Source organism: Neobacillus sp. plas4 (assembly GCF_057221695.1).
Genome location: NZ_CM170152.1, coordinates 2,509,670 through 2,528,651, shown reverse-complemented (window position 1 = coordinate 2,528,651; position 18,982 = coordinate 2,509,670). Strand labels below are relative to the sequence as shown.

The 18,982-nt window shown below is 38.9% G+C and carries 17 protein-coding genes and 1 pseudogene; 3 read left to right on the top strand and 15 right to left on the bottom strand.

Features of this window, described 5'->3' with window-relative positions:
• Positions 1-36 precede the first annotated feature (36 nt).
• The 6 genes from mhpA to AC2TFD_RS12575 all read right to left on the bottom strand — a co-directional run bounded on the left by mhpA (position 37) and on the right by AC2TFD_RS12575 (position 6,351).
• Positions 37-1,611, bottom strand: coding sequence for a bifunctional 3-(3-hydroxy-phenyl)propionate/3-hydroxycinnamic acid hydroxylase MhpA (mhpA, locus tag AC2TFD_RS12600; protein WP_484675807.1), 1,575 nt, complete (start codon positions 1,609-1,611; stop codon positions 37-39).
• Positions 1,612-1,784: 173 nt separating this feature from the next.
• On the bottom strand, positions 1,785-2,762 hold the full coding sequence (locus tag AC2TFD_RS12595) for a fumarylacetoacetate hydrolase family protein (RefSeq protein WP_335567617.1): 978 nt from the start codon (positions 2,760-2,762) through the stop codon (positions 1,785-1,787).
• Between the two features lie 38 nt (positions 2,763-2,800).
• Positions 2,801-3,538 (bottom strand): FadR/GntR family transcriptional regulator, encoded by a 738-nt coding sequence (locus tag AC2TFD_RS12590; RefSeq protein WP_335567618.1) that lies wholly within the window; start codon positions 3,536-3,538, stop codon positions 2,801-2,803.
• Positions 3,539-3,851: 313 nt separating this feature from the next.
• A complete protein-coding gene (gene nadR / locus AC2TFD_RS12585; RefSeq protein ID WP_484675806.1) occupies positions 3,852-4,871 on the bottom strand; it encodes a multifunctional transcriptional regulator/nicotinamide-nucleotide adenylyltransferase/ribosylnicotinamide kinase NadR in 1,020 nt (339 codons plus the stop codon).
• The gene (pnuC, locus tag AC2TFD_RS12580) at positions 4,872-5,567 is read right to left on the bottom strand and encodes a nicotinamide riboside transporter PnuC (RefSeq protein ID WP_484675805.1); all 696 of its coding nucleotides are present in this window, start codon (positions 5,565-5,567) and stop codon (positions 4,872-4,874) included.
• 13 nt (positions 5,568-5,580) lie between these two features.
• Positions 5,581-6,351 carry an NUDIX domain-containing protein gene (locus tag AC2TFD_RS12575; RefSeq protein ID WP_484675804.1) on the bottom strand — a complete coding sequence of 257 codons (771 nt, stop codon included), beginning with the start codon at positions 6,349-6,351 and terminating at the stop codon, positions 5,581-5,583.
• A gap of 311 nt (positions 6,352-6,662) precedes the next feature.
• Here AC2TFD_RS12575 and AC2TFD_RS12570 point away from each other — a divergent pair, with 311 nt between their 5' ends.
• From AC2TFD_RS12570 to AC2TFD_RS12560, 3 genes are all read left to right on the top strand, one after another.
• Positions 6,663-7,751: a hypothetical protein gene (locus AC2TFD_RS12570; RefSeq protein WP_484675803.1), complete on the top strand. Its 1,089-nt coding sequence runs from the start codon at positions 6,663-6,665 to the stop codon at positions 7,749-7,751.
• Between the two features lie 6 nt (positions 7,752-7,757).
• Positions 7,758-8,972: an amidohydrolase family protein gene (locus AC2TFD_RS12565; protein WP_484675802.1), complete on the top strand. Its 1,215-nt coding sequence runs from the start codon at positions 7,758-7,760 to the stop codon at positions 8,970-8,972.
• 230 nt (positions 8,973-9,202) lie between these two features.
• On the top strand, positions 9,203-9,784 hold the full coding sequence (locus tag AC2TFD_RS12560; protein ID WP_484675801.1) for a DUF4256 domain-containing protein: 582 nt from the start codon (positions 9,203-9,205) through the stop codon (positions 9,782-9,784).
• A 146-nt stretch (positions 9,785-9,930) separates the two neighbouring features.
• On the opposite strand, the pseudogene AC2TFD_RS12555 reads toward AC2TFD_RS12560, so the two are convergent.
• The 9 genes and pseudogenes from AC2TFD_RS12555 to AC2TFD_RS12515 form a co-directional block, all read right to left on the bottom strand.
• Positions 9,931-10,754, bottom strand: a pseudogene (locus AC2TFD_RS12555) (MBL fold metallo-hydrolase).
• 198 nt (positions 10,755-10,952) lie between these two features.
• Positions 10,953-11,636 carry an HAD family hydrolase gene (locus AC2TFD_RS12550; RefSeq protein ID WP_335567626.1) on the bottom strand — a complete coding sequence of 228 codons (684 nt, stop codon included), beginning with the start codon at positions 11,634-11,636 and terminating at the stop codon, positions 10,953-10,955.
• A gap of 39 nt (positions 11,637-11,675) precedes the next feature.
• A complete protein-coding gene (locus AC2TFD_RS12545; RefSeq protein WP_484675800.1) occupies positions 11,676-12,527 on the bottom strand; it encodes a DegV family protein in 852 nt (283 codons plus the stop codon).
• A 198-nt stretch (positions 12,528-12,725) separates the two neighbouring features.
• On the bottom strand, positions 12,726-13,562 hold the full coding sequence (gene ypfJ, locus AC2TFD_RS12540) for a KPN_02809 family neutral zinc metallopeptidase (RefSeq protein WP_484675799.1): 837 nt from the start codon (positions 13,560-13,562) through the stop codon (positions 12,726-12,728).
• A gap of 327 nt (positions 13,563-13,889) precedes the next feature.
• A complete protein-coding gene (locus tag AC2TFD_RS12535; protein ID WP_484675798.1) occupies positions 13,890-14,621 on the bottom strand; it encodes an NAD(P)H-dependent oxidoreductase in 732 nt (243 codons plus the stop codon).
• A gap of 44 nt (positions 14,622-14,665) precedes the next feature.
• Entirely contained in the window at positions 14,666-15,556 is an 891-nt protein-coding gene (locus AC2TFD_RS12530; protein WP_484675797.1) for a DUF6282 family protein, read from the bottom strand.
• Between the two features lie 39 nt (positions 15,557-15,595).
• A complete protein-coding gene (locus tag AC2TFD_RS12525; protein WP_484675796.1) occupies positions 15,596-16,495 on the bottom strand; it encodes a cupin domain-containing protein in 900 nt (299 codons plus the stop codon).
• Positions 16,496-16,747: 252 nt separating this feature from the next.
• Positions 16,748-18,019, bottom strand: a complete 1,272-nt coding sequence (locus AC2TFD_RS12520; RefSeq protein ID WP_484675795.1) for an MFS transporter — start codon at positions 18,017-18,019, stop codon at positions 16,748-16,750.
• A 21-nt stretch (positions 18,020-18,040) separates the two neighbouring features.
• The gene (locus AC2TFD_RS12515; protein ID WP_484675794.1) at positions 18,041-18,805 is read right to left on the bottom strand and encodes an HpcH/HpaI aldolase family protein; all 765 of its coding nucleotides are present in this window, start codon (positions 18,803-18,805) and stop codon (positions 18,041-18,043) included.
• Between the last annotated feature and the right edge of the window lie 177 nt (positions 18,806-18,982).

The following is an 18,982-nucleotide window of genomic DNA, read 5'->3' as shown; positions in this document are numbered from 1 at the left end:
GTAGCTGCAATAGAAACGAATATTCCCCAATATTGGTTATCTCGCAGTTGCTGTATTTATGAATTGATCCATTTGTTTCACTAAATTATCAACGACTAAAGGAAACTCAGCTAAAACTTCAGTACCCCCGAAAATGTAAAAGTCTGGACGAACAAGAACAGCCTCTAATCCTGTTTCAATAAAATATTGTTTGTAGTTACCATCAACATCGACCACTAGATTTGAAGACTCCTGTGTTGTGTCGGAAGATTCTGAAACCTGAATGAATTTTGCTCCTATGTTTTCAAGAAAGCTGATTTGTTCTTCACTCAATACCTTCCTCGGATCATCAATTGGACTCATCACAATCCATCCATCCCCAACTAGGTCATCAAACAACCCTTCTTTGCCTTGATACTTCACCTGACTTTGAAATGAGAGTTTCCCCGTGTATTTGCCTTGCTGATAGAGAATGCCATCCGTCAAAAATGGAAATTCTGGCATAGGTGGAACACTGCCCGTGAAAAATGCTTCATCCCGTTTGGCAGCAGCTTCTGGATCGGTTACGCAAATGACATTTCCTAAAAATAAAGCTGCCTCGACTACATCACGATTATGCGGTATCCGTTCTTTCGTATAGGTATCGAGAAGATTGTCATTAGCAAGACCCTTGAGGACCAAATCGAGTTTCCATGCTAGATTCTTCGCATCACGAAGTCCTGCACACATTCCTTGACCCATGAATGGCGGAGTTAGATGTGCAGCATCCCCAGCTAATATCACTCTTCCCTTTCGCCATTCATCCACCCATTGTGCCTTAAAAGTATAGATTGCGTGTCGTTCTAACACAGAGTTCGCAGAGGTAATATCCCAAGGCTCCAATAACTTCCATGCCATTTCTTCCTTGTTAAGGTCTTCTTTTCTTTCACCTGGAAGAGCCATGAATTCCCAGCGCCTTCTACCGGGGCCGCCTGATACAACTGTCGTAGGCCGTGCTGGATCACATACTTGCAAATTCATTGGTTTCCATTCTCTTTCTACTTGCGGAATAATATCTACCACAAGCCAATCGGCAGCAAATCCAAGATCCGTTATCGTATGTTCGATATTTTTACGAACAAAACTATTGGCTCCATCACAGCCCACAATATATTTTGCAGTAATCTGGATCTCTTCACCCTGTTGATTCTTTACGATTAGCTCTACATTATCGTCAAATTCTGTAAGACCAATTGCTTCATGCCCTAGATTTACATTGACTGTAGGCTGGTTGCAGCAGGCAGCATCTAATAGATTCTCAAGTTCAGGTTGATTAAAGAACATATGACCTGGCCACCCAGAAGCACCGAAGCTAGAAAAATCCAATTTTAAAAGATTTTGCCTTTCACCATTACACCATTCATAAAAGTCATCTGCGACCTGAGTAATTCTATCAATCTCGCTTGCAGGAAGGACTGATTGCAAAATCCGCGCTGTTTCATCATCGAAATGAACAGCTCGCGGCAGAGGATAGGATGTTTGGAATCTTTCATATACACCGACTTTCCAACCCTTTTGACCAAGTAAAGTAGCTAATAGCTTAGATACCGGCCCGTAACCAACAATGGCAACATCTACATTTTCTTTTTTCATCCATCATACCCCTATCATTCTTTTTAGTTTGTGTATAAAAACTGCAATGAAAGCGGATTCATAAGTTGGAATTAAAAATAGCCTTTTTATTCATCTCAAAGTAAATATCCTTAATAGCTTTGATAAAAGGGACGCTGGGATTAGGTATAAATCCCAGCTATTGATTTTTAATTTTAAGAAACGGTTACTTTACTTGCTACTACTTTGTTTATTTGTTCGCCAAGGTCGATACTTCCATCTGAACTCTTGATTTGACAACGAACTACATCTCCATCTTTGAGGTATTTCCCATTATTAATTTGGTTTTCCACAAATAAATCCATTTTCTTTTGGTACGGAACTGCTGGACTTGAAATCGTTCCTAACATTTCTGGAGTAAGAGTTAATGCGACACCTCCAGTTGTACCAGTGATGATTAAATCACCTTTTGAAAGATCCATTGTTTCTGAAAGCTCTGTAATCGTTTCTGCCGGTTTGAAAATCAGTTGACTGGTGTTCGTTGATTGGCGTAATTCATCATTTACCCAACATTTTAAATTTAGATCATGAATGAGGGCTGCCTCTTCCTTATCAAGCAGGTATAGAAATGGTCCTGTAGGTCCAAATGTACGGTAGCTTTTCCCTTTTAACCATTGTCCTTCCGTTAGTTGAACATCCCGAGCGGAAACATCATTAAAAATGACTAGCCCGGCAACATATTCATGAAGATTCTCATCTGTTACTTCTACCGCTTCGGTAATCTCTGTTCCAATGACAAGCCCTAACTCAATTTCATAATCTAGGAGCTGAACATGGGACGGACGAATAATTTCGGTATATGCACCACTAAGCGAACTATCAGCCTTACTAAAAATCATGTTATAAGGTGGACGGGCTGCTTCCATTCCAGATTCGGCACGGTGTGAAGAATAATTTGCCCCCTGACAAACGATCCTTGCTGGTTTCGTTACTGGACTTAAAATTGTCACCTTATCCAATTCAACAGATTCACTCGTTCCTTGTTCTTTTACTTTCCTTGCTTCTTCGGCCCCTGTTTCTAAAAATTCTGCCAAAGAGTTATAGCTATTTTTTAATACGAGAATTTGATCGGTTGAAACAACTCCCCATTGCTGTTTATTTTCCTTTTCAAATCGTACCACTTGTAATCCCATTTTTTCTTGCTCCTCTCATACCCTTAATTTTTATATTTTCAGTCTTGAAAACCATATATTTTTTCCAAAATTCTCTTTACCCGCAGGATTAAATCAGTCATTTTTTGCCTGGCTAACTCTTCATCCCGTGCTATGATGGCATCATAAATAACTCGGTGTCTTTTAAATACTTCTTGTGTCGGCGAATCATATGGTGATTCGGGAAGATTCTTTGATGCTTCTAGCGTTTTTTCGCGGCTGATAACTAGGGCTTTTCGAAGAGTTTTAACTGTGTTAATGATGAGATCATTGTGAGAAGCTTGTAATATGCTTTCATGGAAATCATAATCAGCACTTGCCCATGCCCTTTCATCGCCGATGGATAGTTCTAATCGCTCAAAAGCGTCTTTTATTTTTACCATATCCTGGTCCGTTGCCCTTTTAGCCGCTAATGCAGCAGCTGTAGGTTCAAGCCCTAATCGCACTTCGGTTAAATGCACCAAAAAATCGGTATTCTTTTCGTCTTCGAGCACCCATGTTAATACATCAAGATTCCACCATTGCCAATCCGAACGCGGAAGTACCACAGTACCTGCTCTTTGATTAGACCTGACAAGTCCCATTGTAGATAATACTCTTAAAGCCTCACGAACTACTGTCCGGCTAACATTAAGCATTTCACCCGCATCTTCTACCTTTGGTAATAGTTCTCCTGGAGGTATTTCCCCAGTCACGATTTTCCTGCCAAGATCATGAACAAGTTGTTCACTTCTATTTTTCGCTTTCAGTTTGACCACTTCCTCTTCTCCAATCTTGATGTGAACTTTCCAAATGAGATAGATTATTTTTATAAGGATTAGAGGTTAATTAAAAAGGAAACGCTTCCATTTGTGAAATAAATTGGTAAGTAAACACCTGCCTTTTTAAAGTAAACTCTTAAAACTTTTAAAATAAATATTATTTATCTGATTATTATAATAAATAATATTTATTTTACTGTCAATATATTTAAATAAAAAAATTCTGAAAATACACAAAAAGAGACACCATTTTATGCCGTGTCTCTTTGGTGGGACCCTTCTCCTTTTTGGTAGTGCCTGAGTGTGATTTCTACTGCATTAATCCTTCAATGCTTTCTATAGCACCATTAAATCGATTTTCATAGTTTCCGCTTAAGATTTTATACTCAATATCTTGCCGATCTAATAATTTCCTAAGGTCATGATTATTTTTAACTCTGACATTTTCTTCCCCATGAACCCTTAACCCATCATCTACCCACTTTACATCGGGCTCTAGGAATAACCAAAGGTCGTAGTCTTGTAGTTTTGCAATTTCATCCAGCACTGGTTGATGTTCATCATTGTAGAGGTTTGAGTAGAATTGCGTCACAATCGCTTCTGTATCTATAAAGACGATTTTATTTGCCTTCTCAATGGCATTGTATTCCGCCATTTTGTGTCCATAGGCAATTTTTTGATAATCTTCTTTTATCATGATCCCATCACAGCCGCCTAATTCTTCACAGAGTGTTCGGCCATATTCTTCTACATAAGTAGTGTTGTAGATCCTGGCTAGGTTTCTCGTCAACGTTGAGTTCCCGCAGCTTTCTGTTCCCACCACAACAATCTTTTTTACAAAATAGGGTTTGACGAGGTCAGGAATGAACTCCCAATGACGGAACACCCCTTCTCTCCTAATCGCAGTGGCTGAAATGTTCACATGGGTACGCATTGGATCAATCAGTTTGTGGATGGCATTAGGATATAATTCTTTAAAAATATCATTATATTCAATTTCGGAACTAAAAACGTAATCAATTGGTTTTCCTATTGCCTTTTTAATTAATTGTGCCCCTTCTGTCCAGTTATAGTTATCATTATCTTGATTATCTTCAATGCTAACTACTTTTACATGTGGCATATCTCTTGTTAGTTGGGATAACCAGCGCAAAAGTATTTGAGCGGGAATAAAGTTTATTTTCGTATTCCGGCACAGCTCTCTGTCACGAATTTCGCTATGAGATAAAACCACATAAAGTTCATCAACGATTGCTGAAGCATGAACGATGGCATACACATGACCAAGATGCAGTGGCAGGAATTTCCCTCCGAAAAAACCGACTGTCATTTAAGCCGCCTCCTTTACCTGTTTTTTGTATAGTTTTCTCCAGTTGATATATCCGTAAATGCTATTGATTAGGAATGCTGACCACATGACCAACATTGAAAAGTCATTTCCACCTTGGGTGAGGAGAGCTGTTAGCCATAAAAAAATCGATAAGATATTAACAGAGATCCAAAGCAGCCATTGTTCCGCAAACCGCTTCAACATCAATATTTGTGCAGCAATCGATAATACATTTGTGGCTGAATCTGTCCAAACAAGTTTTCCGCCTAGATATTTTAAGAAGAATCCATAAACTACGGTAAGGATTACAATCGATGCAATCGTATAAATCCAACCTTTTTTTGTCAGACTTTGAACATTTACATCTTCCCCTTTCACAGCTTGCACGGTTTTATTCTTTTTCCACAAATAGATCCCGATAAATTGAACTGGGAAGTAAAACAGTGCATTTAACATCACCTCACCATAAAGACCATAACCATAAGCAATATAAGCGTACGTTAAGGTTTGGACAACACCAAAGTAATAGTTTGCGATTTTCCCCTTCGCTACTAAAACTACGCAAAGCATGCCACTGAGAGAGGAGATCAAGCCAATAAGCGAGTCCTCCCATGCAAAAAATAGATACAAGTTCACCAAAGTAAATGTAAACAACCAGCCCATTTCAAAACGTGACCAGTTTTGAAATATTCCCATTACACTCTCTCCCTTATCCTTGTAGTTTATTTCGATAGACGGATACAATCGGTTGAACTTCATTAAAGCGGTAAAGCTGTGCTGGTGTTTTCGAATAACGATTGGATTTCTTCAGCTTTCCGTTTTCTGACACTGCTTCTAGGAACGGAAGTGTTGGTGCTTTTCTATAAAATGCAGCATCTGTCGAGATTGACGGGTCATCCAAAACTGTTAGTAAAACCCCTTGCAATTCAGAAAGCACAAATTCTTCAGGTAAAAAATGCTTTGCGAGGGTGGTTAGCGCCATATCCTTGCGAATAAACCAAATCGCGTCATCTATAATTTGGCGATGGTCGAAAGCAAGCCCGAGACCCAGGGCTTCTTCAATCGAAAATAGTTGAATATCAGCTGCGTCATTGGTTGTTTTCCGACTTTTTAAAGCTGATTCCTTGGCAATAACATAATGTGCATTTGAAATAACCCATCCCCGGCTGTCTCTTCCTGGGTTATCGTAGGTGCCAAAATGTTTAATTTTTAATCTCCCGACACCTGTTTCCTCCAATAGCCGGCGTTCTGCTGCTTGAATCGCTGTCTCGCCAGGGCGAACAAATCCCCCTGGCAGCGCCCACTTCCCTGCTTCAATGTTGGGATTGCCTTCATGATCACGTTCACTACGATTTATCAGCATTATTTTCAATGTTTTTAGCGGCGGCTTATACTCCCCAATAATCTCTGATGTAATTGTAAAGACAGCAATATCACTCGTATATCCATCTGGTGTGGTAAATTGTTGATTGGTTTTCATCTACATCGCTCCTTTAATTAACAATTTGTTAATCGTTAATTAAAATATATTCCATTATTTGTCGTTCCGTCAAGCAAATTTTGAAAAAAAAACTTACTCTACAATAAATGAAGAGTAAGCTTCGCCACGGGACTGTAATTTTAATTATAGCTGCATGTATATATTGTAGAAGCTGTATGGATTTTTGTAGAAGCTGTACACTTTTTTGTAAGAACTGTACGGTTTTTTGTATTTAACCGATACTCCCTTCTGACAAACACCAATTTTCCGCCCAGACATAATGTATATATAAAATGTCAGGAGGTTTTTGTATGGAGAAGGAACAAGTACCAATTTCAAAATCACCGCGATCAAAGTGGCATCATTTTGAAGTGATTGGAATATTGTTAGTCTTTGGGTCTTTGATTCTTCTTTTATTTGCACCAAATTCACTTTCCGCCCTTTTTGATACGATTATTAAAGAAGTAAAACCCATCGTCGTAGATATTTTTCTAACAAGTGAAGTAGGAATCGCCATTATTGTAAGCGTTATCGTTGGAAGGATTTTGGAACGTCTAGGATTTACGGATGGTTTAATCCGATTATTTGTCCCAATCATGAAATGGTTTAGAATCAATCCAGCCGTTATCATTCCGAGTGTTTATAATATCCTCGGTGATATTAACGCGGCCGGAAAAATCTCTGGACCGATTCTTGTCAAAGCAAATTCAACCAAAGCCGAGCAAAAAATTGCTGTAGCCACGATGATTCAATCGCCGCAATCGTTTGCAACCTTTGTATTGGGACTCATTGCCCTTTCAGCGTTCAACATCAATGCCTTTCCACTAGTCATTCTTTCAATTTTTGTTCCCATCATTGTCGTACCTTTTCTCTTATCAAGAACAATTTATCGTGATACCAAGAAAGTAGAGCTCGAAGAATTACCACGCTTCACGCCAACAACAAAATTTTTACAGACCATCTTCTCATCGGCTAAAGAAGGAGTCGAACTGCTGTTTTTAATTATTATTCCAGCCGTTGCTGCCGTCTTTTTCTTTATTGGAGCATTAAAATTCATTGGTGTTTGGAGCGTCATTGAATCAAGCCTTTCAACTGTTCTTACCTTCTTAAGTATTGAGCCAGCTACCGGAATTGTGTCCATTCTCGCTGCTCCGACACTTGCGGTTGCACAGTTAGCGGACCTAGCTAGCACCATTGATCCACGTTTGGCCGTTGGCTCCTTTGTCCTAGCAAATTCAGGGCTGCCGTTATCCGTTATTTTTGGGCAGGTGCCTGTCACCTGGGCAGAAACATCCAGTCTAAATGAAAGAGAGACGTTAGAAGCTGCTATTATCGGGATGATTCTGCGATTTATTACAGCATGTGTATTGGGGTATTTTTTAACTCCATTTTTGGTGTGATGAATGATGAATTATATGATTCGAGGCAAGAAAATCGTGACCGTCAGCGACTTAAAGACAGTGGAAAACGGAGCAATGGTTATCGAAAATGGGAAGATTGCTGAGATTGGTCCCAGGGAAAAGTTGAAAAAGAGATGCCCAGATATGGATGTGGTCGATTGTTCTAGTTATGTGATTACTCCCTCTTTGGTCGATTGTCATACTCACTTATTGGAATTTGCACCAACCTCTCTCTATCCCGTTACGCCTGTAACTCATTTTTTAGCTGCAAAAGCTATTCTTTTTCATGCATTATCATCGGGTATCACGGCACTTGGTGAGCAAATCTGCGGTCATCCGCTTTGTAATTTTTCAAAAGAGGATTATCAAAAAGCCGTTCTTGATCTTCCACTTGATATTTCTTTTGCAACAACTAGTATTTCCATCGGTTTCGAAAACTTGGCTCATTTCACGTCAATCACACAATCGCGAGGAGTGACCCAATTCGATTTAACCGATCCTGTTTTGGTACAAATGATCGCTCTTGAAAGTGATTATCCGGGTGAAAATATCTTTATCAATGCGACACCGGCAAACTTTACTGAAAAAGAAGTACCGCGAGCTGGAGATATTATATATACGTTAGAGGAATTGCAACAGGTTGTAAAAATTTATCACACTTTAGGAAAAAGAATTGGTGCCCACGTTGCTGGTGAGGAAGGAATCAAAATCGCCTTAGAAGCAGGAGTCGATGTTCTGCATCATGCACATGGAATTACAGATGAGCAAATTGATTTAACAGCAAATCAAGGAGTTGAAATTGTTGCCACACCAATGGGTGGTACACATTTAAAACCAAACTCACCTGAGGAAATTCTCAAATTTTTCGAAAAAGAAATTCCTGTATCGATATCAACAGACTCCTATCTACCTCCTTACCAAGGAACTTCCTGGCTGCCATTTTCTAATCAATCATTGAAGGGTCCAGATGTTTTAATGCTCATTGCACAGCCAGCGATGCAGCTTTTAAAGAAACATAAATACGATGAAAACATGATTCTAGCGCTACTAACAAATAATCCCGCTAAGTTATTAGGAAAACAAAATCAGTTTGGAAGATTAGAAGTTGGTTTAGATGCAAACTTTTTAGTAGCTGAGGGTGTTCCGGGACTGGAGATTACAGATATTAATAAGATCAAGAGTGTTTACTATAAAGGTGTTAAAGTAATTGACCGGAATTGACCATTGAAATCTGTAATGACGTGCAAAAGGATCGTAAAAATAATGGCAGACCCCTTCGCAATGAAAGCGTCTGCCATCTATTATCATTAATACAAGCTTTTTAGTTGAAACAGGGTAATGGTAGAATATAAAATAAATCTTGGACCATAGCTGATTAATTGGCTATTTTTATAGCGATAATAAATATCAAATACATAAACCAATCGATAAAAAACAAAGGGGAAAATAATATGACTAATAGTAATAAAACCAGTGATGTAAAAGAGTTGTCATTAGAACAGCATGAAGAATTACTTCGTACATTGAAAGCCCGTTTTGAGAAACACATGAACCGCCATCAAGATCTTGAGTGGGCAAACGTGCAGGCAAAACTGGAAGCTAATCCTCAAAAGCTGTGGTCGCTCTATGAAATGGAAAGAACCGAAGGGGAACCGGATGTTGTGGGTTATGATGAAATGACTGACGAATATATTTTTTGTGACTGTTCAGCCGAAAGCCCAAAAGGTCGCAGAAGTGTTTGTTACGACCGAGAAGCACTGGATGCTCGAAAAAAACATAAACCGGAAAATAGTGCTATGGATATGGCAGCTGCGATGGGTATTGAACTATTAACGGAAGAACAATATCGAACGTTACAGAAACTTGAAGCTTTCGATAAGAAAACGTCAAGCTGGGTACAAACTCCCCCCGATATTAGAAAACTTGGCGGTGCGCTTTTTTGCGATTTTCGCTTTGAGACTGTCTTCGTGTATCACAACGGTGCGGACTCTTACTATGGTGCCAGAGGGTTCCGTGGCTCGCTGCGGGTCTAGCTTTAGTACACAGCTAAATAAACGGTTCGCCTGAAGAAAGGCTTAATATTCATCCTTCAATACTTGTTCGCTTTTTTAAAAGACCATCTAAATGGTCTTTTTTTTTGGTTGGAAACCTAATTCCCCATTTGCTGATAAAAGTTCTACTATTTTTTAACTTCTCTACTTTCGTTCAGGATCGATCTGACAATATGCAGTGTATCCCATTCGCCTCCAGAAAGTTTTACTATCGGATATTGTTTTGGAAAAAGCTTGTTACGGATCACTTCAGCTGTGTCCCCTTTTTTATGTAAAGTTAAAACATCATATTGAATGGATAACAAATAGTCACGTTTTCGTTCAAGTGCTGCACGGCCATCTTCCAAAAGCCCAGCATGGCTGCAAAACACATCTTTAAAATCATATGTTAACACCCGCTCCAATGAATGAATGATTTCAGGGATACTTTCTTCTTCTAGTAACACTTTAGTCTGCTCACGTACAAATAAATCCCCTGTAAATAGCTGCCCTGTAGTCTGATTTAAAAATGCTTTATGGTCAAAGCTATGCCCAGGCGTTTCAATTACTTCCCATGTTGCATTTCTAGATGAAATCTTTCAGGCATAGCCATAGCCTGAAATGGCTTTCTACTCCCCCAAAAAAGCTTCCGATACAAAGGATAATCAGCCCGTTTCGTACAATATTCAATCGTTTTTTCATGTAAATAGATTGGCACGTTCTTTGTCTTTTCAATATAAGCCGCGCAGCCAGTATGATCTTCATGAAAATGTGAAATCATGACTTGATCAAAATCAGATACATCAATAAACGTTTGAAAATATTTATGTAAAGATTGAGAACCCGTATCGATTAATACACCATCTACGAAGTAACTATATACATTTAATGAAACACCTTGGAATTTCACTTTTCCATTCACGTAGGAAACTCCATGTTTCTCTCCTGCAATGGAAGATTTCTTCAAGAGCACAACTACATCTCCTTTCTATTAAACTAAAATATACCATAAATAACCAAATTAGAGAGTCCAAAATTCACATTATGTAAGGTTGATGTAAAAAATAGTTCAATTGGATCAACGTAATTCGGCATTAATATTGTAAAAAAGAGTCTCAAGGGAACATGTCCTTTGAGACTCTTTTTTGAAAAGAAATCTAATATCGAACGATTAGACTAGGCTTTTTACTGGTTCTTTTATAATTTCCCACTTCTTATGATTCGCTAATTCCAAAAGACGGGGTTCTGGGTTAACTGCTACAGGATTTCCTACTAATTCAAGAACATTTAAATCGCTATAACTATCTCCATATGCAAAGCTATTTTTCCAGTCTACATCGGAACTCGATAAGTGGGCATTTATAAATTCTGTTTTGCGTTCACCGTAAATATAGTTTACGGGAGTGTTCTTATTCAGTTTTTCATCATGATACGGGATACTGCTTCCAATGATACAATCAAAATTAACATTTTTCGTGACTGAATACAGGAGTGAATCATAAGCTCCGGAGACAAGCATCGTGTAGTAGCCATCATTTCTATGTTGTGCAAGTCTATGCAACATGGTTTCATTAAGGTTCTGACTCATAATCCCGCCAATTTGGGAAAAAAACTGATCAATTTCTGTTTTTGGAGATGAACCAAAAGAAGCAATATAGCTTCGCATGGAATACTCTTTCATTTTTTGTTCGGGATAAAGTTTGCATTTATATGCAAGATAAACCGGTAAAATCCTAAGAAAGAAATTCCGATACTTCTGAAAATGAATCGGATGATTCTTCAAATGACTCATCAAAAGAGGAAAAGTCTCTTTAGGAAATAAAGTTCCATCAAAATCAAAAATTGCTACTTTCATCTAATCAGCCTTTCATTGTATTAATAGGTAGTGGTACTCCTAAACCTCTAACCCTGCAATTCCGACTCCACCTGGTCCAGCATGAGTAGATATCATTGCGCCAGCTTCAATCCATTTTACATTTTCGAAACCAGCTTCTTTTGCGACAACATCCATCCTCTGCTTGATTTTTTCATCAAGGCCGATCGAGTATAGGAGAAAAAGTTGTTCTCTATTAATATTGTATTGATTTAAATATTCCTGCATGAGCTTTTCTGAAATAGCTTCCATATTCCCTCGATATTTTTTTGTTGAAACAAGGTGACCATCAACAAGTTCAATTCGGGGCTTTATTTTTAACAATGCACCACCGAGATAAGCTAGATTACTAACTCGTCCACCTGCTCTTAAAAAATCTAAGCTTCCGGGAACAAAAGCAAGTCTTGATTTAGGGACAATTGATTCAATCTTTTCAACTAAGCGAACTGGGTCAATCGAAGGGTCATTTTCTAACAAGTTAACCGCATACATCACAATGGCCGTTAATCCTCCCGTAACGTTCAAAGCGTCTATTAGAAAAATATCGTTCAATTCTTCCGTTGCGATGATCGCATTTTGAAAGGAAGAAGACGCCTTTGAAGTATAACCAATATGTATGATCGTACAATCAGGATACTCAATTTTTATCTTCGTAAAAAATTCAAGGTATTCATGGGAATTTGTCGATGTGGTAGAGGGTATTTTCTTTGTTCTCTCGTAGTAATCATAAATATCCGTTACAGGCAACGAACCATCTAAATAATCCTGTCCATCCATGATCACGTGCATCGGGACAACTTGAATATTATGTTTGTCAGCTAACTCTACTGGTAAATCAGCACCACTCTCAGTCGTTAAAATAATTCTTCTCATTCATATCCTCCACCTTCTATTAAAAACCTACTATTCGTTTTTTAGGTTCTACTCTACTATACATGAAAAGGTGGATCGGTTACACATATGCAGAAAGAAATATGTATGATTTTAATTGAAACAGATGAGTACCAATCATTCAATCGAAAGCAAAGAAAAGGTCATCAATAATGAAGTTGATGACCAATTTTATATCCGTTAAAGATTATCCGCTTCAAAGGTATTGCCGCCTTCAATCGTGCCATTTTCATAACCTTTCAAAAACCAACGTTCCCTCTGCTCGGAGGTTCCATGAGTAAAGCTATCTGGAACTACATAGCCTTGTGCCTTCTTCTGAATAGTATCATCTCCGACAGCATTTGCTGCATTCATCGCTTCTTCAAGGTCACCTTTTTCAAGGTAGCCCTTTCCTTGAGCATGATTTGCCCAAACGCCCGCCAAATAATCTGCCTGTAATTCAAATCGAACGGAATATTCATTTGTATTCTTCTGTTCGGGTGATACTTGGTCAGCTGTATGTAAAATGGTCTGAACGTGATGGCCAACCTCATGAGCGATGACATATGCCATAGCAAAATCACCAGGTGCTTGAAATCTTTGTTTAAGATCTTGATAAAAACTCAGGTCAATGTAAAGCTTGTGGTCACCAGGGCAATAAAACGGTCCTACTGCAGAACTGGCCATTCCACATGCCGACTGGACACTGCCCCTGAATAAAACGAGAGTAGGTTCTTCATAGTTTAGTCCCCTTTTCTCAAATTCTTGCGACCATACATCCTCTGTATCCGCCAGAACAACAGAGACAAAATCAGCCAGTTCCTGCTCTTGCTGGGTAACATTTAATGGAGCGTTTGAATTGGAACCATTTGGGGGTGGTGGGTTACCCACTAAATCTCCAAGGTTACCACCAAGTAATGTAAAGAGGAGAATGACAATGACGCTGCCAATACCGCCGCCAATCATGGTTTTACCGCCCATCCCCATTCCTCTTCGGTCTTCAATGTTTGTGCTTTGCCGTCTTCCTTTCCACTTCATTTATTTGCCTCCCTAAATAAATACTTCCATAATGGTATACCCTTTTTTAGGAGGAACATCTCTATTTTCCTTAAAATAATAAAAGCATTTCGTGATTTTTACTTACACGCAATATCTTTAAAAATTTAATTCTAACCATCCATTTTGTTTATGATAAATAAATAGGAGCCTAATGGAAAAACATCTCCTCTAGGCTCCTACTAAAATGTTAAATTGGAAAATGTTCAAATTCCAGCATCATTATCCTCTATCCAAACCATACCTCAATAGTTTACCCGAAGATATTTACATTTATGTGCAATTATTTCGTCCTCAAATGAATGAGATCTACCGATTCATTTTCCAGCCATGTTCATTACTATTTTTCATTCTTTCTTCGAATTCCAAATCGTTACTGACTCGTTCCTGCCATTCTGAATCTTCAACGATATTAAGAATCTGGCTTTTCCAAGAACTTAGATATCTTTTCCGATTCTCCTCATCCATTCTTGGTGCAGCATATGCAACAAATGGATCTATCACCTCGAGGCCAAGATATTCCAACAAACAACGATTAATTGGATAAAGAACTTTATTAATATCCCCGTAAACATCCGCATCTGAAAAACGATTTTTTGAACCTCCTGTTGAGATACAAGCGATTCCCCTGCGATGTAAGAACCGTCCGTTGGAAAAACGCTGCCCATCTGCATAGGCGAACCCATAGGCTAACACTCGGTCAAACCATCCTTTAAGAATGGCCGGCAATCCACCCCACCATAACGGAAAAACAAAAATCATCATATCAGCTTTTCGAACACGCTGCTGCTCCCGTACAATTTCATCTGTAAAGCCATTATTCTGGCTTGCAAAAAGCTGTTCATCCTGATAATGAAATCTGGATAAATTCGAAACCGTATGGAAATCATGCCTCCCAGCCACTGGATTAAATTTTTCGCCATAGAGATCCGATACTTCAACATTATGGCCAGCAGACTTAAGTGCTTTTACAGCTGTATCTTTAAGCGCACCAGTAAAGGATGTTGGCTCTGGGTGAGCATAAACGATCAGTATATTCATTTTTTCCCCTCGCTTTGAAGGTTAAATTTCTATAACTTAATAGATTATCCCTCTACAAAAAATGTGGTGTTTTCAACCGTCATTCTTCTAATTTCAGAATCTGTAAATCCATTTTCTGATAAATTTTTAACAAAAGTGACGAGTCCTTCATCTGGAAAAGGATTATTCACTTGACCTAGATCAGAAGAAAGAATGATTCTTTCAGGACCAATATAACGGATATGCTCATATATCTCTTCCCAAGTAGTTCCGTATTCCGGGGTGATGCAGCCAAAGCACTCTTCCATAAAGGCTCCCAAGTCTGTCAATTCTTTTTGTTCCTCTTTAGTCAAGGCAATCGAGGAGAATGTAGGATGTGTGACCATTATTTTTTTTACATTATGGTCCCTAGCATCAGAAACAAGGGCAAAGATTTCAGGTTTGCTTAAATGACCTGTGGCCAGGATAAGTTCATTTTCGGATATTAAATTTAGGACCTCATGAACGGATTCTTTCAGTTTTCCACCCTCAAGAATGGTGATTCCCATTTGTGATTTACCTTGTTTGCGACGTTCAAACTGTACTTGAGCCCATGGCGGTAATTCTTCATATCCGGTTTGACTGAACATATATTGAATTTCATTTTCAGCATCAAAAGTTGGCATCCAGACAATTTTTGCACCGTCTTTCGCTGCCATTTCAACTGCGGTAGGATTAATACCTCCCACTGAATTGTTTAAGGTAATAGCACCAATCGGATTCAATTCTGGATGTATCTTTTTCACAAGCCGGGCTCTTTCTGCAGTACAAAAATAATGTGACTTTATACCAAAGCCCTTCATGCCAATTTTCTTTAAACGTTCGGCATAATCAAAGTCATCTAAACTTCTTTTGCTAATATCAGGACCTGTATGAACATGCAGATCATAGGCACCTTCAAGTAATTTTTCGTACATTTATAATTCCCCTCTCGAACAAAATTTTGAATATAAATGTTATGGCATCGGGTATTCGTCAGCGTTTAGAACCCATCCGTCTTTCTCTGAGAAATCAACACGCGGAGGACAAAAGATATCAACTAACTGGTTTATTCCTAATCCTATCGCCTGAGTCGTGTGGATAACTCCAGGCGGAATCACTGCCACCGATGGACTTGCACAATGTTCGTGGTCATCCGGACGCCATTGAGCCATATCCGTTGACCATGGCCAGCGTAGGTGATGGACAAACTCTCCTTCAATGGCCAACGAACATTGTTCAAAATCGTCGTGTGAATGTGGGGACATTTTAGACGGATCGCGTGGTCCTTCATAAGGATCTAAAAAGTTCACCATAAACGTTGAGCATCTGAAAATCCGTCCAAATCTTCCTTCTTCTTTCGGTTCATCCAGACTATAAGCTCTTACCCTATAACCCTCTTTCGGTTCAGGCCATGTTTCTAGTAATGAGACATTAGGATGTGGTACTCGATAGGATGACTTGTTCGTTGGGAGCTCTTCAAGATCCGTATTCGCTGAGCTAATTAAACGAATGACCTTTCCTCCCTTTAGTAATTGAATCTCACTTTCTCCTGGTGGAATGATGACAATACTAAAACCATCAATGATTGTTTCTTGATTTCCCCAGGTTACCACCGCTTGACTCTCTTTATCTGGAAGAATCAATACATATTCGTCTACTTGATGACTTCTTTTAAACTCTGCTCCGTTGCCTGCATCTGTATATGCAATAAAGTAATTCTGTCCCCGCAGCCACCACGTTTTTGAATTAATTTCTTTTTCAGCAGGTTCCATTTCATAAAACTTTCCATATTCCGCATTGGAAAGCTCTGTATGTACTTCCTTCTTAACGGCATTGTTAATTAACGTTGCACGTGGATCACTATTATCAAACATGGTGTACCTCCAACTTCTTTGTTAGTTTTTATTCCTATAATTCTATCTCTATTTCGAACATCAATAATATTTTAATATAATATTAATAGTACATTATTAATAATGATCCTTAAGACAACCCCCATCTTAAGGACCATCATACTCTCTATTTCCTTGAAATGTTTCTGAAAAAGTACTATTATTTAAGTGTATGTTTTTTATTTTTGTACCTGAGAAAAACTTTTATTTAAAAGCTTTTTCTTAGGTCTTTTTTTATTCTAATTCTTTTCCTTTCGTTTCAGGCAGAAGTAACGTTGCAAAGATTGCAATAATAAAAAGTATCGAAGAATAAATAAGAGCATTTCCAATTCCCACAGTCATGGCAATTGCACCAGCTCCTGTGATCGCGAATGCTGAAACCCCGCGAGCAAAATTATATGCGAATCCTTGACCTGAGCCACGTAAAGCTGTAGGATACATTTCCGCCAAAACGGTACCAAAACCACCATAAAATCCAACAGCGCAAACACCAACAAGAGCCATTAATATAAAGAATACGATAAGATTATCAGCACCTACTAGGATAAAAGCAGGAATGGCAATGGCTGCACCTAAAAAGTACAAAGCAAAACTCTTTTTCCGACCTATTTTGTCACTTAGAAAACCAAATATTACGTAGCCAACAATACTGCCTAAATAGAACGGAATCATATACAGTGAGGCATTAACAACCGATAATCCAGCCCCGCCACCTGCCTCAGGTGATCCTAAATATGCTGGCAGCCAAATTGAAATTGGATAGCTTGCACCCAAACCAATAATACAGAAAAGAGTACCGATAATCGTCATCTTTAACAAATTCCCACGAAATAGATCGAACCAGGATGACTTTGTTACTGCCTTTCCTATCTGTTCTTCATTACTTGTCCAAATTTCTGGTTCCTTTACATGTCTACGAATCCAGAATACGAGAAGTGCTGGAAGGATCCCAATAAAAAACACGGAACGCCATCCAAATGCTTGAATCATAGGACCAGCGATCAATGCAGCTAATAACCCACCAAATGCATATCCTGATTGCATGATTGACATTGCTTTTCCACGGTGTTCTTTTGGCCAAGTTTCAGAGATTAGTGCAGCTCCAGCGGACCATTCTCCGCCCATTCCTAAACCGACGAAAAGACGAAACAACATAAGTTGCCAAATATTTTGAGATAAACCACTTAACCCGGTAGCAACCGAATAAATTAGTACCGTTAGGGTTAATGCCTTCATTCGCCCAAAACGATCGGCGACCCTACCAAAAACCATTCCGCCAAGTGCTGAAGCAACTACTGTAACAGAAGCTACTAATCCTGTACTAGCTGTGGTTAAACCCCACTCCTTAATCAATGTAACAATTACGAAATTGTAGAGTAAGAAATCAAAAGCGTCGAGTGCCCACCCAAGAAATGCTCCAATAAGTGCTTTCCATTGCTGCTTTGTAATGTCCTTGTACCATGGTCCCTTCGATTCAGGAACTGTATTCAATTGAGCTGCTCTCATATTAACCCCCCATATTTATGATCAAATAGAATTTCTGAGTTCTTCAAGAACTGATTGGGCCCCTTTTGCAAAGAAGGCAACATCATTATCAAACACCAAATAACGTACTCCTGCTTCGAATGCTCTCAAAGCCTGTTCATGGTTGCCAACGAATGTACCTGCTACTTTACCATTCTCCTGTGCGGCATTACAAAGTCTGATCATTGCTTCCTGAACAAGCGGGTGATTCAGTTGTCCTGGTACTCCGAGTGAATTACTTAGATCACCAGGTCCTAAAAATATAACATCAATTCCTTCTACGGCTGCGATTTTTTCTACATTTTCCACAGCTTCCTTACTTTCAATTTGAACAATTACCAATTGTTTTGCCATTGAATCAATCATGTGCTCATCTTTATTCTTAATCGTATACTGTGCTGCACGAGTAGAAAATGAAAGGCCACGTTTTCCAATCGGACGATATCTTGAAGCCTCTACAACTTTTTTTGCCATTTCCACTGTATCTACACCAGGAGCCTGTATACCTTGACTTCCCGCTTCCAATACCCGCAAAATTGGGCTTTCTTCCACTCCCGGAACTCGAACAATGGTCGATATTCCCGCAGCATCACCAGCTCGGATTAAATCCTCTGCTTGATGATAATCGAGCGCAGAATGCTCCATATCAAGGATTAAGAAATCAAATCCAAGATACCCAAGAATTTCAGAGGAAACAGGACTTGAAAACTTGCTAAAGGTTCCAATCACCGTTTTGTTGTCTACCAGCTTTTCTTTAACAGAAATCATTCTCTTAAACTCCTTTTCTATCGTTTTTCATTTTGACTTTTACTCGTAAACTCAGACTTCGGAAAGCGCTTACTTATCTCCGATCAAAGAAGACTTGAAAGGATGTATGTAACTGGATAACTCTTCAAAAATAATGCTTCCCTGCTAGCCTTTGTTGCATCACCTCCTTTAACTCTC

Excerpts from the sequence above, each read along its gene's own strand:
- mhpA (WP_484675807.1), bottom strand. The coding sequence starts at position 1,611 with ATGAAAAAAGAAAATGTAGATGTTGCCATTGTTGGTTACGGGCCGGTA.
- AC2TFD_RS12595 (WP_335567617.1), bottom strand. The coding sequence starts at position 2,762 with ATGGGATTACAAGTGGTACGATTTGAAAAGGAAAATAAACAGCAATGG.
- nadR (WP_484675806.1), bottom strand. The coding sequence starts at position 4,871 with ATGACAGTCGGTTTTTTCGGAGGGAAATTCCTGCCACTGCATCTTGGT.
- pnuC (WP_484675805.1), bottom strand. The coding sequence starts at position 5,567 with ATGGGAATATTTCAAAACTGGTCACGTTTTGAAATGGGCTGGTTGTTT.
- AC2TFD_RS12575 (WP_484675804.1), bottom strand. The coding sequence starts at position 6,351 with ATGAAAACCAATCAACAATTTACCACACCAGATGGATATACGAGTGAT.
- AC2TFD_RS12570 (WP_484675803.1), top strand. The coding sequence starts at position 6,663 with ATGGAGAAGGAACAAGTACCAATTTCAAAATCACCGCGATCAAAGTGG.
- AC2TFD_RS12565 (WP_484675802.1), top strand. The coding sequence starts at position 7,758 with ATGAATTATATGATTCGAGGCAAGAAAATCGTGACCGTCAGCGACTTA.
- AC2TFD_RS12560 (WP_484675801.1), top strand. The coding sequence starts at position 9,203 with ATGACTAATAGTAATAAAACCAGTGATGTAAAAGAGTTGTCATTAGAA.
- AC2TFD_RS12550 (WP_335567626.1), bottom strand. The coding sequence starts at position 11,636 with ATGAAAGTAGCAATTTTTGATTTTGATGGAACTTTATTTCCTAAAGAG.
- AC2TFD_RS12545 (WP_484675800.1), bottom strand. The coding sequence starts at position 12,527 with ATGAGAAGAATTATTTTAACGACTGAGAGTGGTGCTGATTTACCAGTA.
- ypfJ (WP_484675799.1), bottom strand. The coding sequence starts at position 13,562 with ATGAAGTGGAAAGGAAGACGGCAAAGCACAAACATTGAAGACCGAAGA.
- AC2TFD_RS12535 (WP_484675798.1), bottom strand. The coding sequence starts at position 14,621 with ATGAATATACTGATCGTTTATGCTCACCCAGAGCCAACATCCTTTACT.
- AC2TFD_RS12530 (WP_484675797.1), bottom strand. The coding sequence starts at position 15,556 with ATGTACGAAAAATTACTTGAAGGTGCCTATGATCTGCATGTTCATACA.
- AC2TFD_RS12525 (WP_484675796.1), bottom strand. The coding sequence starts at position 16,495 with ATGTTTGATAATAGTGATCCACGTGCAACGTTAATTAACAATGCCGTT.
- AC2TFD_RS12520 (WP_484675795.1), bottom strand. The coding sequence starts at position 18,019 with ATGAGAGCAGCTCAATTGAATACAGTTCCTGAATCGAAGGGACCATGG.
- AC2TFD_RS12515 (WP_484675794.1), bottom strand. The coding sequence starts at position 18,805 with ATGATTTCTGTTAAAGAAAAGCTGGTAGACAACAAAACGGTGATTGGA.